This window comes from Aeromonas sp. D3 (assembly GCF_027705025.1).
In the GTDB taxonomy this organism is placed as follows: Bacteria; Pseudomonadota; Gammaproteobacteria; order Enterobacterales; family Aeromonadaceae; genus Aeromonas; species Aeromonas salmonicida.
In genome coordinates this window covers 229,530-245,103 of the sequence record NZ_JAPDBE010000001.1, presented here as the reverse complement: position 1 = coordinate 245,103, position 15,574 = coordinate 229,530, and the positions used below count along the sequence as shown (strand labels likewise).

The following is a 15,574-nucleotide window of genomic DNA, read 5'->3' as shown; positions in this document are numbered from 1 at the left end:
ACTCAATCCCAACAATCGTTGTTGGTACTGTCGCTGCTATCCAGAGCGCTTCTCGTACCATTTTGATCGATTGAAAACACCACGCAGTCACTATCAGCCCCTTGCGCACCGGATGCTGTTGCGGACAACCGGAAAGAGTTGCCAGCGGCAGACAAAACCAGACGATAGTGGCCAGCATCCGAGCTTTCAGAAAGATTGAGGTCTGCAGCCGAGGAGGTGTATTGATTGAAATCCATGAAGTAGGTTTCCTGCCGGTTGGCAGCGTCCAACAGCATCTTTTTGGCATCGACACGGTGGCTGGTCAGCAGGTACTGCTGATAAGAGGGGTAAGCGATGGTGCCAAGGATCGCAACAATGGCGACGACAATCATCAACTCAACAAGAGAAAAGCCTCGAAAGAACCCAATCATATCCCATCCTTGGTGATTGACCGCGTTACAAGTTTAACGCCGAGCCTGTCACCACGACAAACTCGGCGTCAATATCATCATACTTTATTCTTAAGCCTTTCTGGCTGCACTCAAATAATTCTAAGCTCGGGCGGCACTTCAAACACCACGTTCTCTTCACGACCCGGGTGCTCGACGACCATATTGCCACCCAGCTCGCGCAGGCGGGCGATGACGTTCTGCACCAGCACGTCCGGCGCGGAGGCACCCGCAGTAACGCCGATCGCCTTGACTCCCTCCAGCCAGCCAGTTTCGATCATGGAAGCATCGTCGATAAGATAGGCTTTGCTGCCCACCTTCTCGGCCAGCTCGCGCAGGCGGTTGGAGTTGGAAGAGTTGCGTGACCCGACCACCAGCATGACGTCTACCAGTCCCGCCATCTCCCGCACCGCATCCTGGCGGTTCTGGGTGGCGTAGCAGATGTCGTCCTTGCGTGGCCCCTGGATCTTGGGGAACTGCTTGCGCAGGGCGTCGATCACATCCGAGGTCTCATCGACACTCAGGGTAGTCTGGGTGACGAAGCAGAGATCATCCGGATTCTTCACCTTGAGGCTGGCAACATCGTCAGGCGTTTCCACCAGATACATGCCACCTTCGAGGTTTTCGTATTGGCCCATGGTGCCGATCACCTCGGGATGACCCGCATGACCAATGAGTACGGCCTCGGAACCCTTGCGGCTGGCACGATGGACTTCCATGTGTACCTTGGTCACCAGCGGACAGGTGGCATCAAACACCTTGAGGGCACGGGACTTGGCCATTTCGCGCACCGTCTTGGCCACGCCGTGAGCGGAGAAGATGACGATACTGTCGTCCGGCACCTCGTCCAGCTCCTCGACGAACACGGCCCCCGCCTCTTTCAGCTTGTTCACCACATAACGGTTGTGCACCACTTCATGGCGGACATAGATGGGAGCCCCGAACTTCTCAAGCGCGCTCTCGACAATGCTGATGGCGCGATCAACACCGGCACAAAAGCCACGAGGATTAGCCAGCAGTATATCCATCAGTACACCTCACTCATGCCTATGGCGTGATCGACATCAGCACGACAGAAACCGCGAGGATTAGCGAGCAAAATATCCATCAGATCACCTTTTCCTCATCATCAACGCCCAGGATCTCCACCTCGAAGGTGACGGTATGGCCGGCCAGGGGGTGGTTGAAATCGACCGTCACCGACATGCCTTCCACCGCCCGTATGATACCGGGCAGTTCGCTACCATTGGGTTGGTCGAACAGAATGATGGTGCCAATCTTGGGCTCCACATCTGCGCCGAACTTGGCTCTGTCCAGATGGTAGATGTTGTCAGGATTGGAGAGACCAAACGCCTGCTCAGGGGTCAGCGTGAAGCTCTTGCTCTCCCCTGCACACAGCCCCAGCAGACACTGCTCGAAGCTGGCTGTCAGGCTGCCATCTCCCATCCGCAGGCGTGCCGGTTTGCCTTGCAGCGCAGTGCTGTCAGCAACTGAACCATCTTCCAGCTTGATGGCAAAGTGGAACAGCACACAGCTGTCAGCGGCTATCTGCTGGCTCATGGCGCCTCCTTCTTCTTTTCGGAGCGGAAGCCTTCCAGCACTATCATGACTGCACCGATGAAGATGAAGCTGTCGGCCAGGTTGAACGCCGGCCAATGGGAACGCTGCCAGTAGAAATCGAGGAAATCGACCACATGGCCCAGTACCAGTCGATCAAACACGTTGCCAAGGGCACCGCCGATGATGAGCGAATAGGCGATACCGCTCCAGCGTTGGGTGACGGATTGCTTGCGCAACCAGTGGATCAGCAAACCACAGATGGCAAACGCCAGCATGGCGAAGAACCAGCGCTGCCAGCCACCTTGATCGGCCAGGAAGCTGAATGCTGCCCCCTTGTTGTAAACGTGGACCAGATTGAAAAAGGGGGTGATCTCCACCCCCGGGTAGCCAAATGGCAGCATCTTGACCACGGCGAGCTTGCTCGCCTGGTCCAGTACGAATGCCAGCACCGCCAGCCACAGCCAACGCAGGCCGCTTTTATGTTGAGTCATGTTCATCAGGCAAATTGACGTGTTTCGCCGTCACCCTCGACGTTGGTGACGCAGCGGCCACAGATCTCTTCGTGACCGGCAATGGTGCCAACGTCTTCCACATGGTGCCAGCAGCGGTCGCACTTGGCGGCGGCGGACTGGGCCACGCTCAGCCAGAGGTCATCGCGCTCGGTCGCAACGGAACCTTCCGGTGCGCTGTCAGCAGTGATGACCTTGGCCTTGGAGGTGAGCAGCACGAAGCGCAGCTCATCGGCAAGGGCATTCAGGCGCTCGGCCAACTCCGGCTTGGCGAACAGGGTCAGTTCGGCCTGCAAGGAGCCGCCGATGCGCTTCTCGCCCCGGGCCGCTTCCAGCGCCTTGTTCACTTCACCGCGCACTGTGAGGATCTCGGCCCAGAAGGCATCGTCCATCTGCTCGCCGGCATCCAGCCCGAACAGGCCGTCATACCACTCCTCGGTGAAGACGAACTCGCTGCGCTCGCCGGGCAGCAGTGCCCAGATTTCATCAGCGGTAAAGCTCATGATGGGTGCCATCCAGCGCACCATGGCCTGGGCGATGTGATAGAGCGCAGTCTGGCAGGAACGACGAGCCAGGCTGTCTGCCTTGGCGGTGTACTGCCTGTCCTTGATGACGTCCAGATAGAAGGAACCCATCTCGATGGAGCAGAACTGCATCAGCTTCTGGGTCACGCCGTGGAAGTTGTACTCTTCAAAGGCCGTCACTATCTCGGCTTGCGCTGCCTTGGCACGACCCACTGCCCAGCGATCTACCACCACCATGTCGGCGGCAGCTACCATGTCTGTTGCCGGATTGAAGCCATTCAGGTTGGCCAGCAGGAAGCGGGCTGTGTTGCGAATGCGGCGATAAGCATCGGCAGAGCGCTTGAGTATCTCGTCGGAGACCGTCATCTCGCCGGTGTAATCGGTACTGGCGACCCACAGACGCAGTATGTCGGCTCCCAGCTTGTTCATCACATCCTGCGGGCTGACTACATTGCCGATGGACTTGGACATCTTACGACCCTGACCATCCACGGTGAAGCCGTGAGTCAGTACCTGGTTGTAGGGAGCCTTGTCTTTCATGGCCACGCCGATCATGAGCGACGACATGAACCAGCCGCGGTGCTGGTCGGAGCCTTCCAGATAGAGGTCGGCGGAGTGACCGTTGAACTCGGGACGAGCATCTACCACTGAGGAGTGGGTCGAGCCTGAGTCAAACCAGACGTCCAGGGTGTCAGGCACCTTGTCGTACATGTCTGCGTCGCTACCCAGCAGCTCGGCCTTGTCCAGATCCCACCAGGCCTGAATGCCGGACTGCTCGACACGCTTGGCGACTTCGTGCATCAGGCGCACGGATTCCGGGTGAAGTTGCTGGGTCTCCTTGTGAACGAACAGGGAGATGGGCACACCCCAAGTACGCTGACGAGAGATGCACCAGTCAGGACGGTTCTCGACCATGGCCTGAATGCGGTTCTTGCCCCAGGCAGGCACCCAGCCGCTCTGTCCGTGCTGGGTGATCCCGTCTTTCTCAATGCGCTCTATCTCTTCCAGCGCGCGCTTGCGCAGACCCTTCTGCTCCATGCTGATGAACCACTGCGGGGTGGCACGGAAGATGATCGGGGTCTTGTGACGCCAGCAGTGCGGGTAGGAGTGGTTGAACACCATGTGGTGCAGCAAGGCGCCGCGCTCGGTCAACACCTCAACCACGGCCGCATTGGCCTTGAACACGTGCTGGCCGGCAAACAGTTCGGTATCCGGCAGGTAAACGCCGTTGCTGCCAACCGGATTGGCCACTTCCAGACCGTACTTCTGACCGACCACAAAGTCTTCCTGACCGTGGCCAGGGGCGGTGTGAACGGCGCCGGTACCGGCATCGAGGGTGACGTGATCACCCAGTACCACAGGCACATCGAAGCGATAGAAGGGGTGGTTGAAGCGCAGCAGCTCGAGCGCGGCACCCTTGGTGTAACCCAGATTGTGGAACTTCTCGATACCGGCCCTGTCCATCACATCCTTGACCAGCTCGGTGGCCAGGATCAGGCGCTCGGGGTGTTCACCTTCGACTTGCACCAGGGCATAGTCCAGATCGGCATGCATGGCGATGGCGCGGTTGGCGGGCAGAGTCCAGGGAGTCGTGGTCCAGATCACCGCAGAGATGGGGCCCTTGCCAGTGTGGCCTTCAGGGCAATCAAACTTGGCGGCCACGGTCGCCTCGTCAACGGCCTTGAAGCGCACGTCGATGGAGGGGGAGTTCTTGTCGTAGTACTCCACTTCCGCTTCTGCCAGCGCAGAACCGCAATCGGTACACCAGTGCACTGGCTTGGAGCCTTTGTGCAGATGGCCATTTTCAACGATCTTGGCCATGGAACGGATGATGTTGGCTTCGGTGCCAAAGTCCATGGTCAGGTAGGGATGTTCCCAGTCACCCAGCACACCCAGACGGATGAAGTCGGTCTTCTGCGCTTCGATCTGGGTTTTGGCATATTTGCGACACTCGGCGCGAAACTCGGCAGCGGAGACTTTCTCACCCGGCTTGCCAACCATGCCTTCCACTTTCAGCTCTATAGGCAGACCGTGACAATCCCAGCCAGGCACATAGGGAGAATCGAAGCCGGAGAGGCCCTTGGACTTGATGATGACGTCTTTGAGGATCTTGTTGACCGAGTGACCGATGTGAATGCTGCCGTTCGCATAGGGGGGGCCGTCATGCAGAATGAAGGAGGGTTTGCCCGCTTTGGCGCGGCGAATGGCGCCGTAAAGATCCTGATCGTACCAACGTTTCAGCATGTTGGGTTCGCGTTTGGCCAGATCGCCACGCATCGGAAACTCGGTTTCCGGAAGATTCAGGGTGTGTTTATAGTCGCTCATCAGTCCTGGGTTCCCTTCTTTTCTAAAAGAGTGCTGGGTAAATTGAGTAGTGGCAGCCCGAACCAGGCTCGGGCCGCCAAGGCATCTCGTTCGATCTGCTCTTTCAAGGCGGTGAAAGAGGCAAACTTCTGCTCTTCGCGCAGCTTGTGGCGAAGCAGCACCTTGACCTGCTGACCATATAGATCACCAGAAAAATCAAATAGATGTACTTCCAATCTGGCTTGTGTGCCATTCACTGTCGGCCGTACACCCACATTGGCTACGCCGGGGAAGGTCTTGCCGGAACATAACACTTCCACTGCAAACACGCCACCGACCGGGATGACCTGGCGCTTGAGTGCCAGATTAGCGGTGGGAAAACCTATGGTGCGGCCCAGCTTGTCACCGTGGGCCACCCGACCGCTGATGGTATAAGGGCGGCCGAGCATCATCTCCACCTCCGCCATCCGGCCCGCTTTCAGGGCCTCGCGTACGAGTGTGCTGCTGACCCGCTGCCGTTCGAGCTGGAAGCTCTGGGTACTGATCACCTCGAAACCGAAGCGATGGCCCGCCTCCTCCAGCAGGTGGAAGTCCCCTTCCCGCCCCTTGCCGAAGCGAAAATCATCGCCGACCACCAGATAACGCACCCCCAGTTTTTCGACCAGCAACTGCTCGATGAAGCTGTTGGGGGACTGCTCGGCGAAACGATGGTTGAAGCGCACGCAGAGCATGCGGTCGATCTGCATGCTCTTGAGCGCTTCGTATTTCTCCCGCAGCCGGCTGAGGCGAGCAGGCGCAGCCGATCCGGCAAACAGTTCCAGTGGCTGGGGCTCGAACAGCATGACGCAGGCTGGCAACTCCAGTTGAACGGCTTTTTCCTGCAAGCGCGCCAACACGGCATGATGACCCTGATGGACCCCATCAAAGTTGCCTATGGTCAATACACATCCCCGGTGACGGGGCTTGATATTGTGAATACCGCGGATAAGCTCCATCAGTGCCTTGTGCGTTGCTGCCATGGAAATCGGCGGATTATATATCAGCCAGCTGGCAGGGTCAGCCCTCATGGCCCGATTTCAGGCATCTTGCCCAGATCCCCTGCCCGCCGAGGCAATCCCGTATGGTGCAGCAGGGTCAGTCCTGCTGCTGACCTGCTTTCAGGTGTCTTGGCCGAATGCCAAGTACCAGCAGGATGACCCCGTACATTCCCCCTCCCAGGCAGAGCAGCATGGTCAGCTGCAAGCTGGCCTTGCCCATGCTCCAGGCAGCCCACTGGGCGAGATCCGGTGACAGATAGGCAAGCACGCCTCCCATCAGCACGGTCGCCACCAGCAACTTGAGGCAGAACAGCCCGGTATTGCGGGACGGACGGTAGACCCCTTGTTGATACAAGCCCTTGAACAACAGAGCCGCATTCAACGAGCCTGAACAGGCGGTGGATAGTGCCAGCCCCACATAGCCCAGAGGGAAGATGAAGATGAGGTTGCACACCATGTTGGCGATCATGGACATCACCCCGATCCGCACTGGCGTCCTGGTGTCCTGGCGAGCGTAGTAGCCCGGCGCCAGTACCTTGATCAACATCAGCGACAACAGGCCCGTGGTGGAAGCCAGCAGACTGGCACTGGACATGCTCACCTCATGCATGCCGAACTCGCCGCGCATGAAGAGCACTCGCAGTATGGGCTCGCGCAATACGGCTATCCCCACCATGGCCGGCAGGCCGAGCAGCATCACCATCCGTACCCCCCAGTCCATGGTGCGAGAGAAGTCGGCCGGGTCCGCATCCACATGCTTCTTGGCCAACGCAGGCAAGATAACGGTACTGATGGCCACCGCGAACAGGCCGAGGGGGAACTCCAGCAGGCGATCCGAGTAATAGAGATAGCTGATGGCGCCGGTGGCGAGGAAGGATGCAAGCATGGTGTTGATCAGCAGGTTGATCTGACTGACTGACACCCCGAACAGCGCCGGGATCATCAGGGTGCGGATCTTGACCACCCCTGGGTGGCGCCAACCCCACTTGGGCCACACCAGCATGTTGATCTGGCGCAGAAAGGGATACTGGAACAGGAACTGCACCAACCCCCCCAGAAAGACACCGATCGCGAGAGCAATCTCGGGTCTCTCCAGCAGAGGCGCTATCCACCAGGCCGCCCCTATCATGGTGAGGTTGAGAAACACAGGGGTGAACGAGGATACCGCGAAACGGCCAAAGGTGTTGAGGATGGCCCCCGCCATGGCGGTAAAGGTGATGAACCAGAGATAGGGAAAGGTGATTTTGAGCATCAGGCTGGCCAGCTCGAACTTCTCGGCAGCGGGCCCGCCGTGCAACCAGTCCCAGAACCAGCCCCAGCCGAACAGCGCCGTCAGTACACCCGAACCCAACACACCCAGCAGGGTCACGACTGTCACTATCCCCCCCAGCGTACCCGCTACCGCGGCCAGCAATTCGCGCACTTCACGCTCGTCGCCATTTTTCTTGTACTCCGTCATCACGGGAACAAATGCCTGGTTGAAAGCACCTTCAGCGAACAAGCGACGCAGAAAGTTGGGAATGCGATTGGCAAAGAAGAAGACGTCTGCGGCCACCCCGGCACCGAGCAGATTGGCGATGACTACATCGCGAACCAAGCCCATCACACGGGACACCAGCGTCATTCCGGACACTATCATGCCGGATTTGATCAATTTCTTACTCAAGACGAGGCCTCTGGAACTGTCAGAATGAAAAGAATGCTGCTAGAATCGGCCGACAGTTTAACCGCCTCCCAACTGACACACCACCGGGGGGCGGTGTTTATTTGCACAAATCATTTGACAATATGTGGTTGAGAAGGCATATTTCCGGGCCTTTTCAATACACTCGCTAAGACAGTTTTAGGAGTTTTACCTTGGCTAATATCAAATCTGCTAAGAAGCGCGCGATTCAATCAGAGAAACGTCGTCAACACAACGCCAGCCGTCGTTCAATGACCCGTACCTATCTGAAGAAAGTAATTGCTGCCATCGCTTCTGGCGACAAAGCTGCTGCCGTTGCTGCTTTCGCTACCGCTCAGCCGATCATGGATCGCATGGCTACCAAAGGCCTGATCCACAAGAACAAAGCTGCTCGTCACAAGAGCCGCCTGTCTGCCCAGATCAAAGCTATGGCTTAATCAGCTCCGGCTGAATAACGCTAAAAAAACCGGCCTTAGTGCCGGTTTTTTATTTATCTGCGCTGCAATACAGTCTGTGCAGCAAACCTATCATCTCGCGCACCTCGTGGCTGCGCAGCGAATAGTAGACCGTCTGGGCCTCTTTTCGCGTCTCCACCAACTCATCCCGCCGAAGCACGGCCAAGTGCTGTGACAGGGCTGACTGACTCAATCCGAGTACCTCGTTAAGCTCCCCTACGGACAGTTCCCTGTCCAGCAGCTGGCACAGAATAAACAGTCTTCGCTCGTTGGCCAGCGCCTTGAGCAGTGCCACAGCACGGCTCGCATTCGCCTCCATCTCTTCCAGTTGCATCTCATCCCCTTTCGCTCGAGGCAAGAATCATACTCTGTGAGCCGTCGATTTAAAATGACAGGGTTGCCGGTTGAATCGTGGCAAAGTCCTCCTGGCCTGCAAACAGGAAGGAGAAGTCACTCTCGCATACCCGTTTTACCGCCGGATGTTGGATCATGCGCTCGGCAAAGATGACGTAATACTCTTCCATCAGATCCTGGGTCTCCCCAATCAGCATCACCTCTTCCCCTTCCAGGATCTCTTCCCGGTAGATGGTCGGCGCCATAAAGATGCCCTGATTGAAGAAGCCGAACGCCTTCATCAGGGCCGCATCATCGAACTCGCCGAGAATGCTGGGGGAGATCCCCTGCTGCTCGAACCACTGGGTCAGCTGGCGCCCCATGGCGGTGCGGCGACCCGGGATCAGCAACTTGCGTTCTTCCAGACAGGCCGGAAAGGCTTTCTCAGGCAAAGGCGCCTTGCAGAAGAAGCTGACGCCACAACCGCCGAGTCGCTTGGAGAGCAGTCCCGCATGTTGGCTGGAATCAACCGGACAGTCGGAGAGGATCATGTCGAGCTTGTGCTCGCTCAACTGCTCCAGCAAGAGCTCATGGGTTGATTCGAAGCAGCGCAGGTGGATGGAGCCATCGTTGGGAATGACAGAGAGCAATACCCGGCTGGCGAGGCGCTTGGAGAGTGCATCGGCGATGCCAACGTCAAACAGGATCTGGCTCTCCTTGCGGTAGTTGACGATATCCAGCATCTCGTAGGAGAGGCTGAACATCTTGTCTGCGTAGCGAAACACCAACTGGCCGAGCTCGGTAGCCTCCAGGGATCGCCCCTTTCGCTTCAACAGCTTGCCGCCAAGACGTTGCTCCAGTAGTTTGATCTGACCGGTCACTGTCTGCGGCGTCAAAAAAAGGGCCTCTGCCGCCTGAGTGACAGTGCCCTTCTTCTGAGTCATCCAAAAATAGTAGAGGTGATTGTAGTTAAGGTGTGACATCCGATGGGATTCCCGCTTTACGCGGACTCCGGTAGCAGCTGAGTTCAGCCGCCAGAATGTCATACATGTCGCTGATCGAGTCAACCTTGTTTGCTGCAAACTGCTCCATCAGACTGGCTTTAAGACGGCTCTTGTCAGGCAATCGATCACCACAATAACGCTTATTGGACTGTTTGAATCGCTCTCCCACCCGGCTGCTGAGGGCGCGTTCGGAGAAGGTTTCACCAAATTGGGCTTTGGCCTGCCTGTCACTGAGCAACATGGCACTGTCGACCACACCGTTGAGATAAGCGTTGCATCCGATGGAAACCACATCTTGCTTGCAATCATCAAACGTCTCGGCCTGTAGGCCAAAAGGCGCAAGAAGAGAACACAATATCAGAACCTTTCTCATAATCCCTCCAAAGTCTGGTTGGCAGGTTTATTAGGCAGACTCAAACGCAGGGCTGTGTAACCTGCAAAAGCTGCCAACGTTGACCCCAACAAGATACCGAGGCGCGCATAGTTACCATACTCCATTCCGGAGTGCTGGAAAGCCAGTGATGCGATAAACATCGACATGGTAAATCCGATACCGCACAGCACACTCACTGCAAAGATCTGCTTGAAGTCGGTACCCGCCGGAAGCTTGGCCAGCCCGAGTTTGACCACCAACCAGCTGATGGTAAAAATACCAAGAGGCTTGCCCACGAAGAGCCCGACAATAATGCCAAGGGACACAGGGTTAGTCAGTGCATCTAGCCCCATTCCATCCAGAGAGACCCCTGCGTTGGAAAAGGCAAACAGTGGCAGGATCAAATAGGCACACCAAGGGTTTAGCTGGTGCTCAAGATACTTGAGTGGAGACTCGGTACGCTCTCCTTTGAGCGGGATCATAAAGGCCACGACCACACCGGCCAGTGTCGCATGCACCCCTGACTTGAGTACCGCCACCCAGGCAATCAGACCAATCAGCATATAAAAGGAGAGACGCTCTACCTTCATTCGATTGAACAGGAACAACACCACAGTGGCTGCTGCAGCAACGCCGATAGCGGAGAGCGAGAGCTGCTGGGTATAGAAAAGCGCAATGATGATGATGACGCCCAAGTCATCCATGATTGCCAGCGCCAGCAGGAAGACTTTGAGGCTGGTAGGAACCCGTTTGCCAAGCAACGCCATGACGCCCAGCGCAAAAGCGATATCAGTGGCTGCAGGAATAGCCCAGCCAGCACGAGTTACCTCGTTGTCATAGTTAAAGAAGGCGTAAAGCAGCGCCGGCGCCAGCATGCCTCCCACCGCAGCAATCGCAGGAAAAGTGGCCTGCTCGCGACTGGACAAGGCACCTTCCATCATTTCGCGCTTCACTTCCAGACCGATGAAAAGGAAGAAGAGGGCCATCAGACCATCGTTGATCCAGAGCAGCAAAGGCTTGTCGATATCCAAACTGGCAATACGCATCTGGACGGGTGTATCGAGGAAAGCGTGATAGAGAGAGGCGAGACCGCTGTTGGCCAGGACCATGGCCAAAATAGCAGAGATGATCAGAATAATGCCGGAGGCACTCTCCATTTTCAGAAATTTTTTCATGGTTTCGCTCATATTAAAACAGTCCTGTTGCAATCAAGAAGGGCAGTCTATGGCAGTATCTAGAGTAATGAAAAATCGTTTCTAATTACCCAATGCATCGAAAAAACCGAACAATCAAGCATTTAACCCAGATCATATCGATACCAACAGTAAACTGACTGAGTATAGTACGAACAATAAAGGCGCCTCTTGGCGCCTTTATTGTTGAGCTTCTCCGACTCAGATTGCAACCGGAGCTTTTATTCCAGGATGGGGGTCATACCCCAGGATTTCGAAATCCTCGAACCGATAGTCGAAGATGGAATCGGGCTTTCGCTTGATCGCCAGCCGAGGCAAGGGCCTCGGCTCACGAGAGAGCTGCAGCGCAGTCTGCTCCATATGGTTGGAGTAGAGGTGCACATCACCACCGGTCCAGACGAAGTCGCCCACTTCCAGGTCACACTGCTGAGCCATCATGTGAGTCAGCAGAGCATAGCTGGCGATGTTGAACGGCAGGCCGAGGAAGACATCACAGCTGCGCTGGTAGAGCTGACACGAGAGCTTGCCGTCCGCCACGTAGAACTGGAAGAAAGCGTGGCAGGGAGCCAGCGCCATTTTGTCCAGCTCACCCACGTTCCAGGCCGAGACTATGATCCGGCGCGAATCCGGATTGTGCTTGATGTCATCCACAGCGCGCTGGATCTGATCGATGACAGCGCCGTCGGCCGCCGGCCAGGAGCGCCACTGAGCGCCATAAACCGGGCCCAGATCGCCATTCTCGTCGGCCCACTCATCCCAGATGCTGACACCGTGCTCTTTCAGATAGGCGGTATTGGTGTCGCCATTGAGGAACCAGAGCAGCTCGTGAATGATGGAACGCAGGTGACATTTCTTGGTGGTGACCAGCGGGAAACCCTGCGCCAGATTGAAGCGCATCTGATGACCGAACAAGGAGACGGTACCAGTGCCAGTCCTATCGGACTTGACGGTGCCCTCATCCAGGATCTTCTGCATCAGGTCGAGATAAGTTCTCATTATTTCGCCTCCTTCACGGCATTACCGAACAACTGCGGGCGCTTGTAAGCAGCCCAGACCATCAGAGCTCCGGCGACGATCATGGGCATAGACAGGATTTGGCCCATGCTGATCTCCTGGAAATAGAGACCAAGCTGGCTGTCCGGTTGGCGTACAAACTCCACCAGGAAGCGGAACAGACCGTAACAGAACAGGAACAGGCCGGAGATGGCGCCACGGGGCGGGTTTTTGCGCCAGAAGATATTCAGGATAATGAAAAGCACGACCCCTTCCAGCGCGAACTGATAGAGCTGGGAGGGATGGCGTGGCTCGGGCCCAGCCTCAGGGAATATGATGGCCCAGGGCACATCGGTCACTCGGCCCCACAGCTCACCGTTCAGGAAGTTGCCGACACGGCCCACACCCAGACCAAACGGAATGAGCGGCGCCACAAAATCGGCCACAGTAAAGAAATGACGCTTGGTTTTGTGGGCAAACCAGATCATGGCGGTGATGACACCGATCAGGCCACCGTGGAACGACATGCCACCGGTCCAGATCTTGAACAGGTAGAGGGGGTCGGCCAGGAACATATCGAAGTTGTAAAACAGTACATAACCAACCCGGCCACCGAGGATCACCCCGAGGAAGCCGTAAAACAGCAGGTCAGAGACCTCGTTGCGGGTCCAGCCGCTGTTCGGTGCATCGGCGCGACGTCCCGCCAGCCACATGGCGAAGGCGAAACCAAACAGATACATGAGACCATACCAGCGTACCGATAGTGGCCCCAAACTGAATGCTACAGGATCAACCTGCGAGAAAACCCAATATCCATCGTGCTGCATATGCGGCCCCAGTCATTAGAAAAGCCGCATTTTCCGATCATTCGTCAGCAGGGACAAGGCATGATTATCAATCAATCTGTTTCGTTTTGTGACCTGCCCGCAGCAAGCCGCCCAGACCGTGCTCTTCCAGATAACGAGCGAACAGGCCACGCAGCACGTGGGGATTGTCGTGCTTCAGGCCATCAGCCATCAGCACGGTCAACTCGCTCAGGCTGGATTGACGCAGCACGTACTTGATTCTGGCGATGTTGTGGGTGTTCATACTGAAGCGGCGATACCCCATGGCCAGCAACAGCAGTACGCCAACAGGATCGCCCGCCAGCTCGCCGCACACGGACACAGGTTTCTGGTAACGATGGGATGCATCGACCAGCAGTTGCAAGGCGCGGATCACAGCGGGATGGAAAGCATCATAGATATTGGCAACACGGGCATTGTTGCGATCCACCGCCAGCAGATATTGGGTCAGGTCGTTGCTGCCCACCGACCAGAAGTCGATGAGTGGCGCCATCTCCGGCAGGATATATAGAGCGGAGGGTACCTCTATCATCACCCCCAGGCTGGGGTAGCGGATCACCGCATCGCGGCTGGCCGCCTCTTCAGATACTTCCCGCCAAGCTTGATCGAGCAGCCGGCGGGAGGCCTTGATTTCACTGACGCTGCTGATCATCGGCAACATGATGGCCAGATTGTCCAGCCCTTCGCTGGCCCGCAGCATGGCCTTGAGCTGTACCAGGAACAGTTCGGGGTGATCCAGCGTGAGCCGGATCCCCCGCCAGCCAAGGAAGGGATTTTCCTCGACGATGGGGAAATAGGGCAGTTGCTTGTCCCCCCCCACGTCCAGAGTTCGCATGCAGACAGGGCGGTTGCGATAGGTTTCCAGAATGCCACGATAACGCGCCGTCTGCTCCCACTCTGAGGGGAAGCTGTCTTGCAGCATGAAGGGGATCTCGGTGCGATAAAGCCCAACCCCGTCCGCCAGATGATTAAGGGAGATCTCGGTATCGGCGCTCAGCCCCGCATTGAGCAGCAATGACACAGGTGTACCGTCGGCAGTTTCCGATGGCTGGTTGTCGACGCTGCGCACCAGCGTATCCAGCGCCCGCTCCTCATTGAGCAGTTGCCGATACTCGGTCAGGATCACCTGATTGGGCTCGATGAAGAGATCGCCGCTGTAGCCATCGACCACCAGCATGCGACCGCCGATGTCGCCGAGCGGCAGATCCACCCCCATGATAGCTGCCACCCCCATGGCACGGGCCAGTATGGCGGCGTGGGAGTTGGTACCGCCCTTGAGCGATACCACACCGGTCAGGAACTCTCGCGGCACCTCGGCGAGGATGGTGGCCGTCACCTCGTCGGCAACCAGCACCACAGGCTCGCCGACCGTGATGTGTTCGGGTTCATTCTGCACCAGTCGGCTGATGAGCCTCTGGGCTATGTCCTTCACATCGGTGGATCGCTCCTGCAGATAGGGGTCTTTCATCCCCTTGAACTGCTCGATCAACCGGTCACTGATGAGCTTCACCGCTGACACGGCCGTCCAGTGCTCTTTGCTGACCTTGTTGCGGATGGGCTTGATGTAACCGGGGTCATTGAGCAGATGCAGATAGATATCGAAGATGGCGACCGAGTCCTGGCTGTAGCTTTCGCGAAAACGCAGGGCCAGACTCTCCAGATCGTGGCGCACCACTTCCACTGCCACGTTCAACCGTTCCAGCTGCTTGGCATGCTCCTCATCCTTGCGCGGCGTGATGGCGCTGAGCTCCTTGCGAGGCCGCCACACCCAGGCCTTGGCCATGGCGATGCCACTGGCGCCGGCGATACCACGCAGTGGCTTGCTCCAGTCGGTTTTCTGCAACCAGCCCTTGGCCTGGGCCTGGGCGATGCGCGCGGCCAGCTGGGCTGCCAGCGTCACCATGAAGGACTCCTCCCCCTCATCGAAACGGCGACTGTCTTTTTGTTGCACCACCAAAATGCCCACCACCTGGCGCTGATGCATGATGGGAGCACCGAGGAAGGAGCGGAACGCCTCTTCCGCGACATCCGGCAGGAACTTGAAACTGGGGTGGGAGGGGGCATCGGCCAGGTTGATCAGCTCTTCGCGCTGGCCCACCAGACCGACGATACCCTGCTCGAACGGCAGGGTTGCCTTGCCCACCGCCGACTCGGCCAGACCATCGGTCGCAGCCAGTCGGTAGCGGCGCATGTCCGGCTCAGACACATAGACGGAACAGCAGTCCACCGTCATGGCCCGCCGGGTCTGGCTGACCAATGCCTGCAAAGCCAACTCCAGAGTGTTGGCTTCGGCCATGCTTTCGACGATGCGTCTGAGATCCGTCAGCAACGA

15 protein-coding genes are annotated in these 15,574 nt (G+C 57.3%); 1 reads left to right on the top strand and 14 read right to left on the bottom strand.

Annotated features, from left to right (window positions below; all coding sequences use genetic code 11):
- Positions 1-2: 2 nt before the first annotated feature.
- From tppA to murJ, 7 genes are all read right to left on the bottom strand, one after another.
- Positions 3-410 (bottom strand): type IVa pilus pseudopilin TppA, encoded by a 408-nt coding sequence (tppA, locus tag OKC28_RS01200; protein WP_219615116.1) that lies wholly within the window; start codon positions 408-410, stop codon positions 3-5.
- Positions 411-520: 110 nt separating this feature from the next.
- The gene (gene ispH / locus OKC28_RS01195) at positions 521-1,456 is read right to left on the bottom strand and encodes a 4-hydroxy-3-methylbut-2-enyl diphosphate reductase (RefSeq protein ID WP_270686805.1); all 936 of its coding nucleotides are present in this window, start codon (positions 1,454-1,456) and stop codon (positions 521-523) included.
- A 79-nt stretch (positions 1,457-1,535) separates the two neighbouring features.
- On the bottom strand, positions 1,536-1,988 hold the full coding sequence (gene fkpB, locus OKC28_RS01190) for an FKBP-type peptidyl-prolyl cis-trans isomerase (protein ID WP_270686802.1): 453 nt from the start codon (positions 1,986-1,988) through the stop codon (positions 1,536-1,538).
- Positions 1,985-2,485, bottom strand: a complete 501-nt coding sequence (gene lspA, locus OKC28_RS01185) for a signal peptidase II (RefSeq protein ID WP_270686800.1) — start codon at positions 2,483-2,485, stop codon at positions 1,985-1,987. Before lspA ends, fkpB begins: the two co-directional genes overlap by 4 nt.
- Positions 2,485-5,346, bottom strand: a complete 2,862-nt coding sequence (ileS, locus tag OKC28_RS01180; protein ID WP_270686798.1) for an isoleucine--tRNA ligase — start codon at positions 5,344-5,346, stop codon at positions 2,485-2,487. Before ileS ends, lspA begins: the two co-directional genes overlap by 1 nt.
- Positions 5,346-6,320, bottom strand: a complete 975-nt coding sequence (gene ribF, locus OKC28_RS01175; RefSeq protein WP_059111817.1) for a bifunctional riboflavin kinase/FAD synthetase — start codon at positions 6,318-6,320, stop codon at positions 5,346-5,348. Before ribF ends, ileS begins: the two co-directional genes overlap by 1 nt.
- 139 nt (positions 6,321-6,459) lie before the next feature.
- Positions 6,460-8,028 (bottom strand): murein biosynthesis integral membrane protein MurJ, encoded by a 1,569-nt coding sequence (gene murJ, locus OKC28_RS01170; RefSeq protein ID WP_021138579.1) that lies wholly within the window; start codon positions 8,026-8,028, stop codon positions 6,460-6,462.
- A 191-nt stretch (positions 8,029-8,219) separates the two neighbouring features.
- Between murJ and rpsT the strand changes: the two genes are divergently transcribed.
- The gene (gene rpsT / locus OKC28_RS01165; protein WP_005892298.1) at positions 8,220-8,483 is read left to right on the top strand and encodes a 30S ribosomal protein S20; all 264 of its coding nucleotides are present in this window, start codon (positions 8,220-8,222) and stop codon (positions 8,481-8,483) included.
- 49 nt (positions 8,484-8,532) lie between these two features.
- On the opposite strand, the gene OKC28_RS01160 is transcribed toward rpsT, so the two are convergent.
- The 7 genes from OKC28_RS01160 to ptsP form a co-directional block, all read right to left on the bottom strand.
- Positions 8,533-8,835: an ArsR/SmtB family transcription factor gene (locus OKC28_RS01160; RefSeq protein WP_005313481.1), complete on the bottom strand. Its 303-nt coding sequence runs from the start codon at positions 8,833-8,835 to the stop codon at positions 8,533-8,535.
- A gap of 49 nt (positions 8,836-8,884) precedes the next feature.
- Positions 8,885-9,817 carry a transcriptional activator NhaR gene (gene nhaR, locus OKC28_RS01155; RefSeq protein WP_021138578.1) on the bottom strand — a complete coding sequence of 311 codons (933 nt, stop codon included), beginning with the start codon at positions 9,815-9,817 and terminating at the stop codon, positions 8,885-8,887.
- Positions 9,804-10,211 carry a hypothetical protein gene (locus OKC28_RS01150; RefSeq protein ID WP_021138577.1) on the bottom strand — a complete coding sequence of 136 codons (408 nt, stop codon included), beginning with the start codon at positions 10,209-10,211 and terminating at the stop codon, positions 9,804-9,806. The genes nhaR and OKC28_RS01150 overlap by 14 nt, the downstream gene beginning before the upstream one ends.
- On the bottom strand, positions 10,208-11,398 hold the full coding sequence (nhaA, locus tag OKC28_RS01145) for a Na+/H+ antiporter NhaA (RefSeq protein WP_059111734.1): 1,191 nt from the start codon (positions 11,396-11,398) through the stop codon (positions 10,208-10,210). The genes OKC28_RS01150 and nhaA overlap by 4 nt, the downstream gene beginning before the upstream one ends.
- A 207-nt stretch (positions 11,399-11,605) precedes the next feature.
- A complete protein-coding gene (gene thyA / locus OKC28_RS01140; protein ID WP_099991603.1) occupies positions 11,606-12,400 on the bottom strand; it encodes a thymidylate synthase in 795 nt (264 codons plus the stop codon).
- On the bottom strand, positions 12,400-13,224 hold the full coding sequence (lgt, locus tag OKC28_RS01135; RefSeq protein WP_099991602.1) for a prolipoprotein diacylglyceryl transferase: 825 nt from the start codon (positions 13,222-13,224) through the stop codon (positions 12,400-12,402). The genes thyA and lgt overlap by 1 nt, the downstream gene beginning before the upstream one ends.
- Positions 13,225-13,291: 67 nt before the next feature.
- Positions 13,292-15,571, bottom strand: a complete 2,280-nt coding sequence (gene ptsP, locus OKC28_RS01130; RefSeq protein WP_270686788.1) for a phosphoenolpyruvate--protein phosphotransferase — start codon at positions 15,569-15,571, stop codon at positions 13,292-13,294.
- Positions 15,572-15,574: the final 3 nt, after the last annotated feature.

Coding starts and splice junctions, on each gene's coding strand:
- tppA (WP_219615116.1), bottom strand. CDS start 410: ATGATTGGGTTCTTTCGAGGCTTTTCTCTTGTTGAGTTGATGATTGTC.
- ispH (WP_270686805.1), bottom strand. CDS start 1,456: ATGGATATACTGCTGGCTAATCCTCGTGGCTTTTGTGCCGGTGTTGAT.
- fkpB (WP_270686802.1), bottom strand. CDS start 1,988: ATGAGCCAGCAGATAGCCGCTGACAGCTGTGTGCTGTTCCACTTTGCC.
- lspA (WP_270686800.1), bottom strand. CDS start 2,485: ATGAACATGACTCAACATAAAAGCGGCCTGCGTTGGCTGTGGCTGGCG.
- ileS (WP_270686798.1), bottom strand. CDS start 5,346: ATGAGCGACTATAAACACACCCTGAATCTTCCGGAAACCGAGTTTCCG.
- ribF (WP_059111817.1), bottom strand. CDS start 6,320: ATGGAGCTTATCCGCGGTATTCACAATATCAAGCCCCGTCACCGGGGA.
- OKC28_RS01160 (WP_005313481.1), bottom strand. CDS start 8,835: ATGCAACTGGAAGAGATGGAGGCGAATGCGAGCCGTGCTGTGGCACTG.
- nhaR (WP_021138578.1), bottom strand. CDS start 9,817: ATGTCACACCTTAACTACAATCACCTCTACTATTTTTGGATGACTCAG.
- OKC28_RS01150 (WP_021138577.1), bottom strand. CDS start 10,211: ATGAGAAAGGTTCTGATATTGTGTTCTCTTCTTGCGCCTTTTGGCCTA.
- nhaA (WP_059111734.1), bottom strand. CDS start 11,398: ATGAGCGAAACCATGAAAAAATTTCTGAAAATGGAGAGTGCCTCCGGC.
- thyA (WP_099991603.1), bottom strand. CDS start 12,400: ATGAGAACTTATCTCGACCTGATGCAGAAGATCCTGGATGAGGGCACC.
- lgt (WP_099991602.1), bottom strand. CDS start 13,224: ATGCAGCACGATGGATATTGGGTTTTCTCGCAGGTTGATCCTGTAGCA.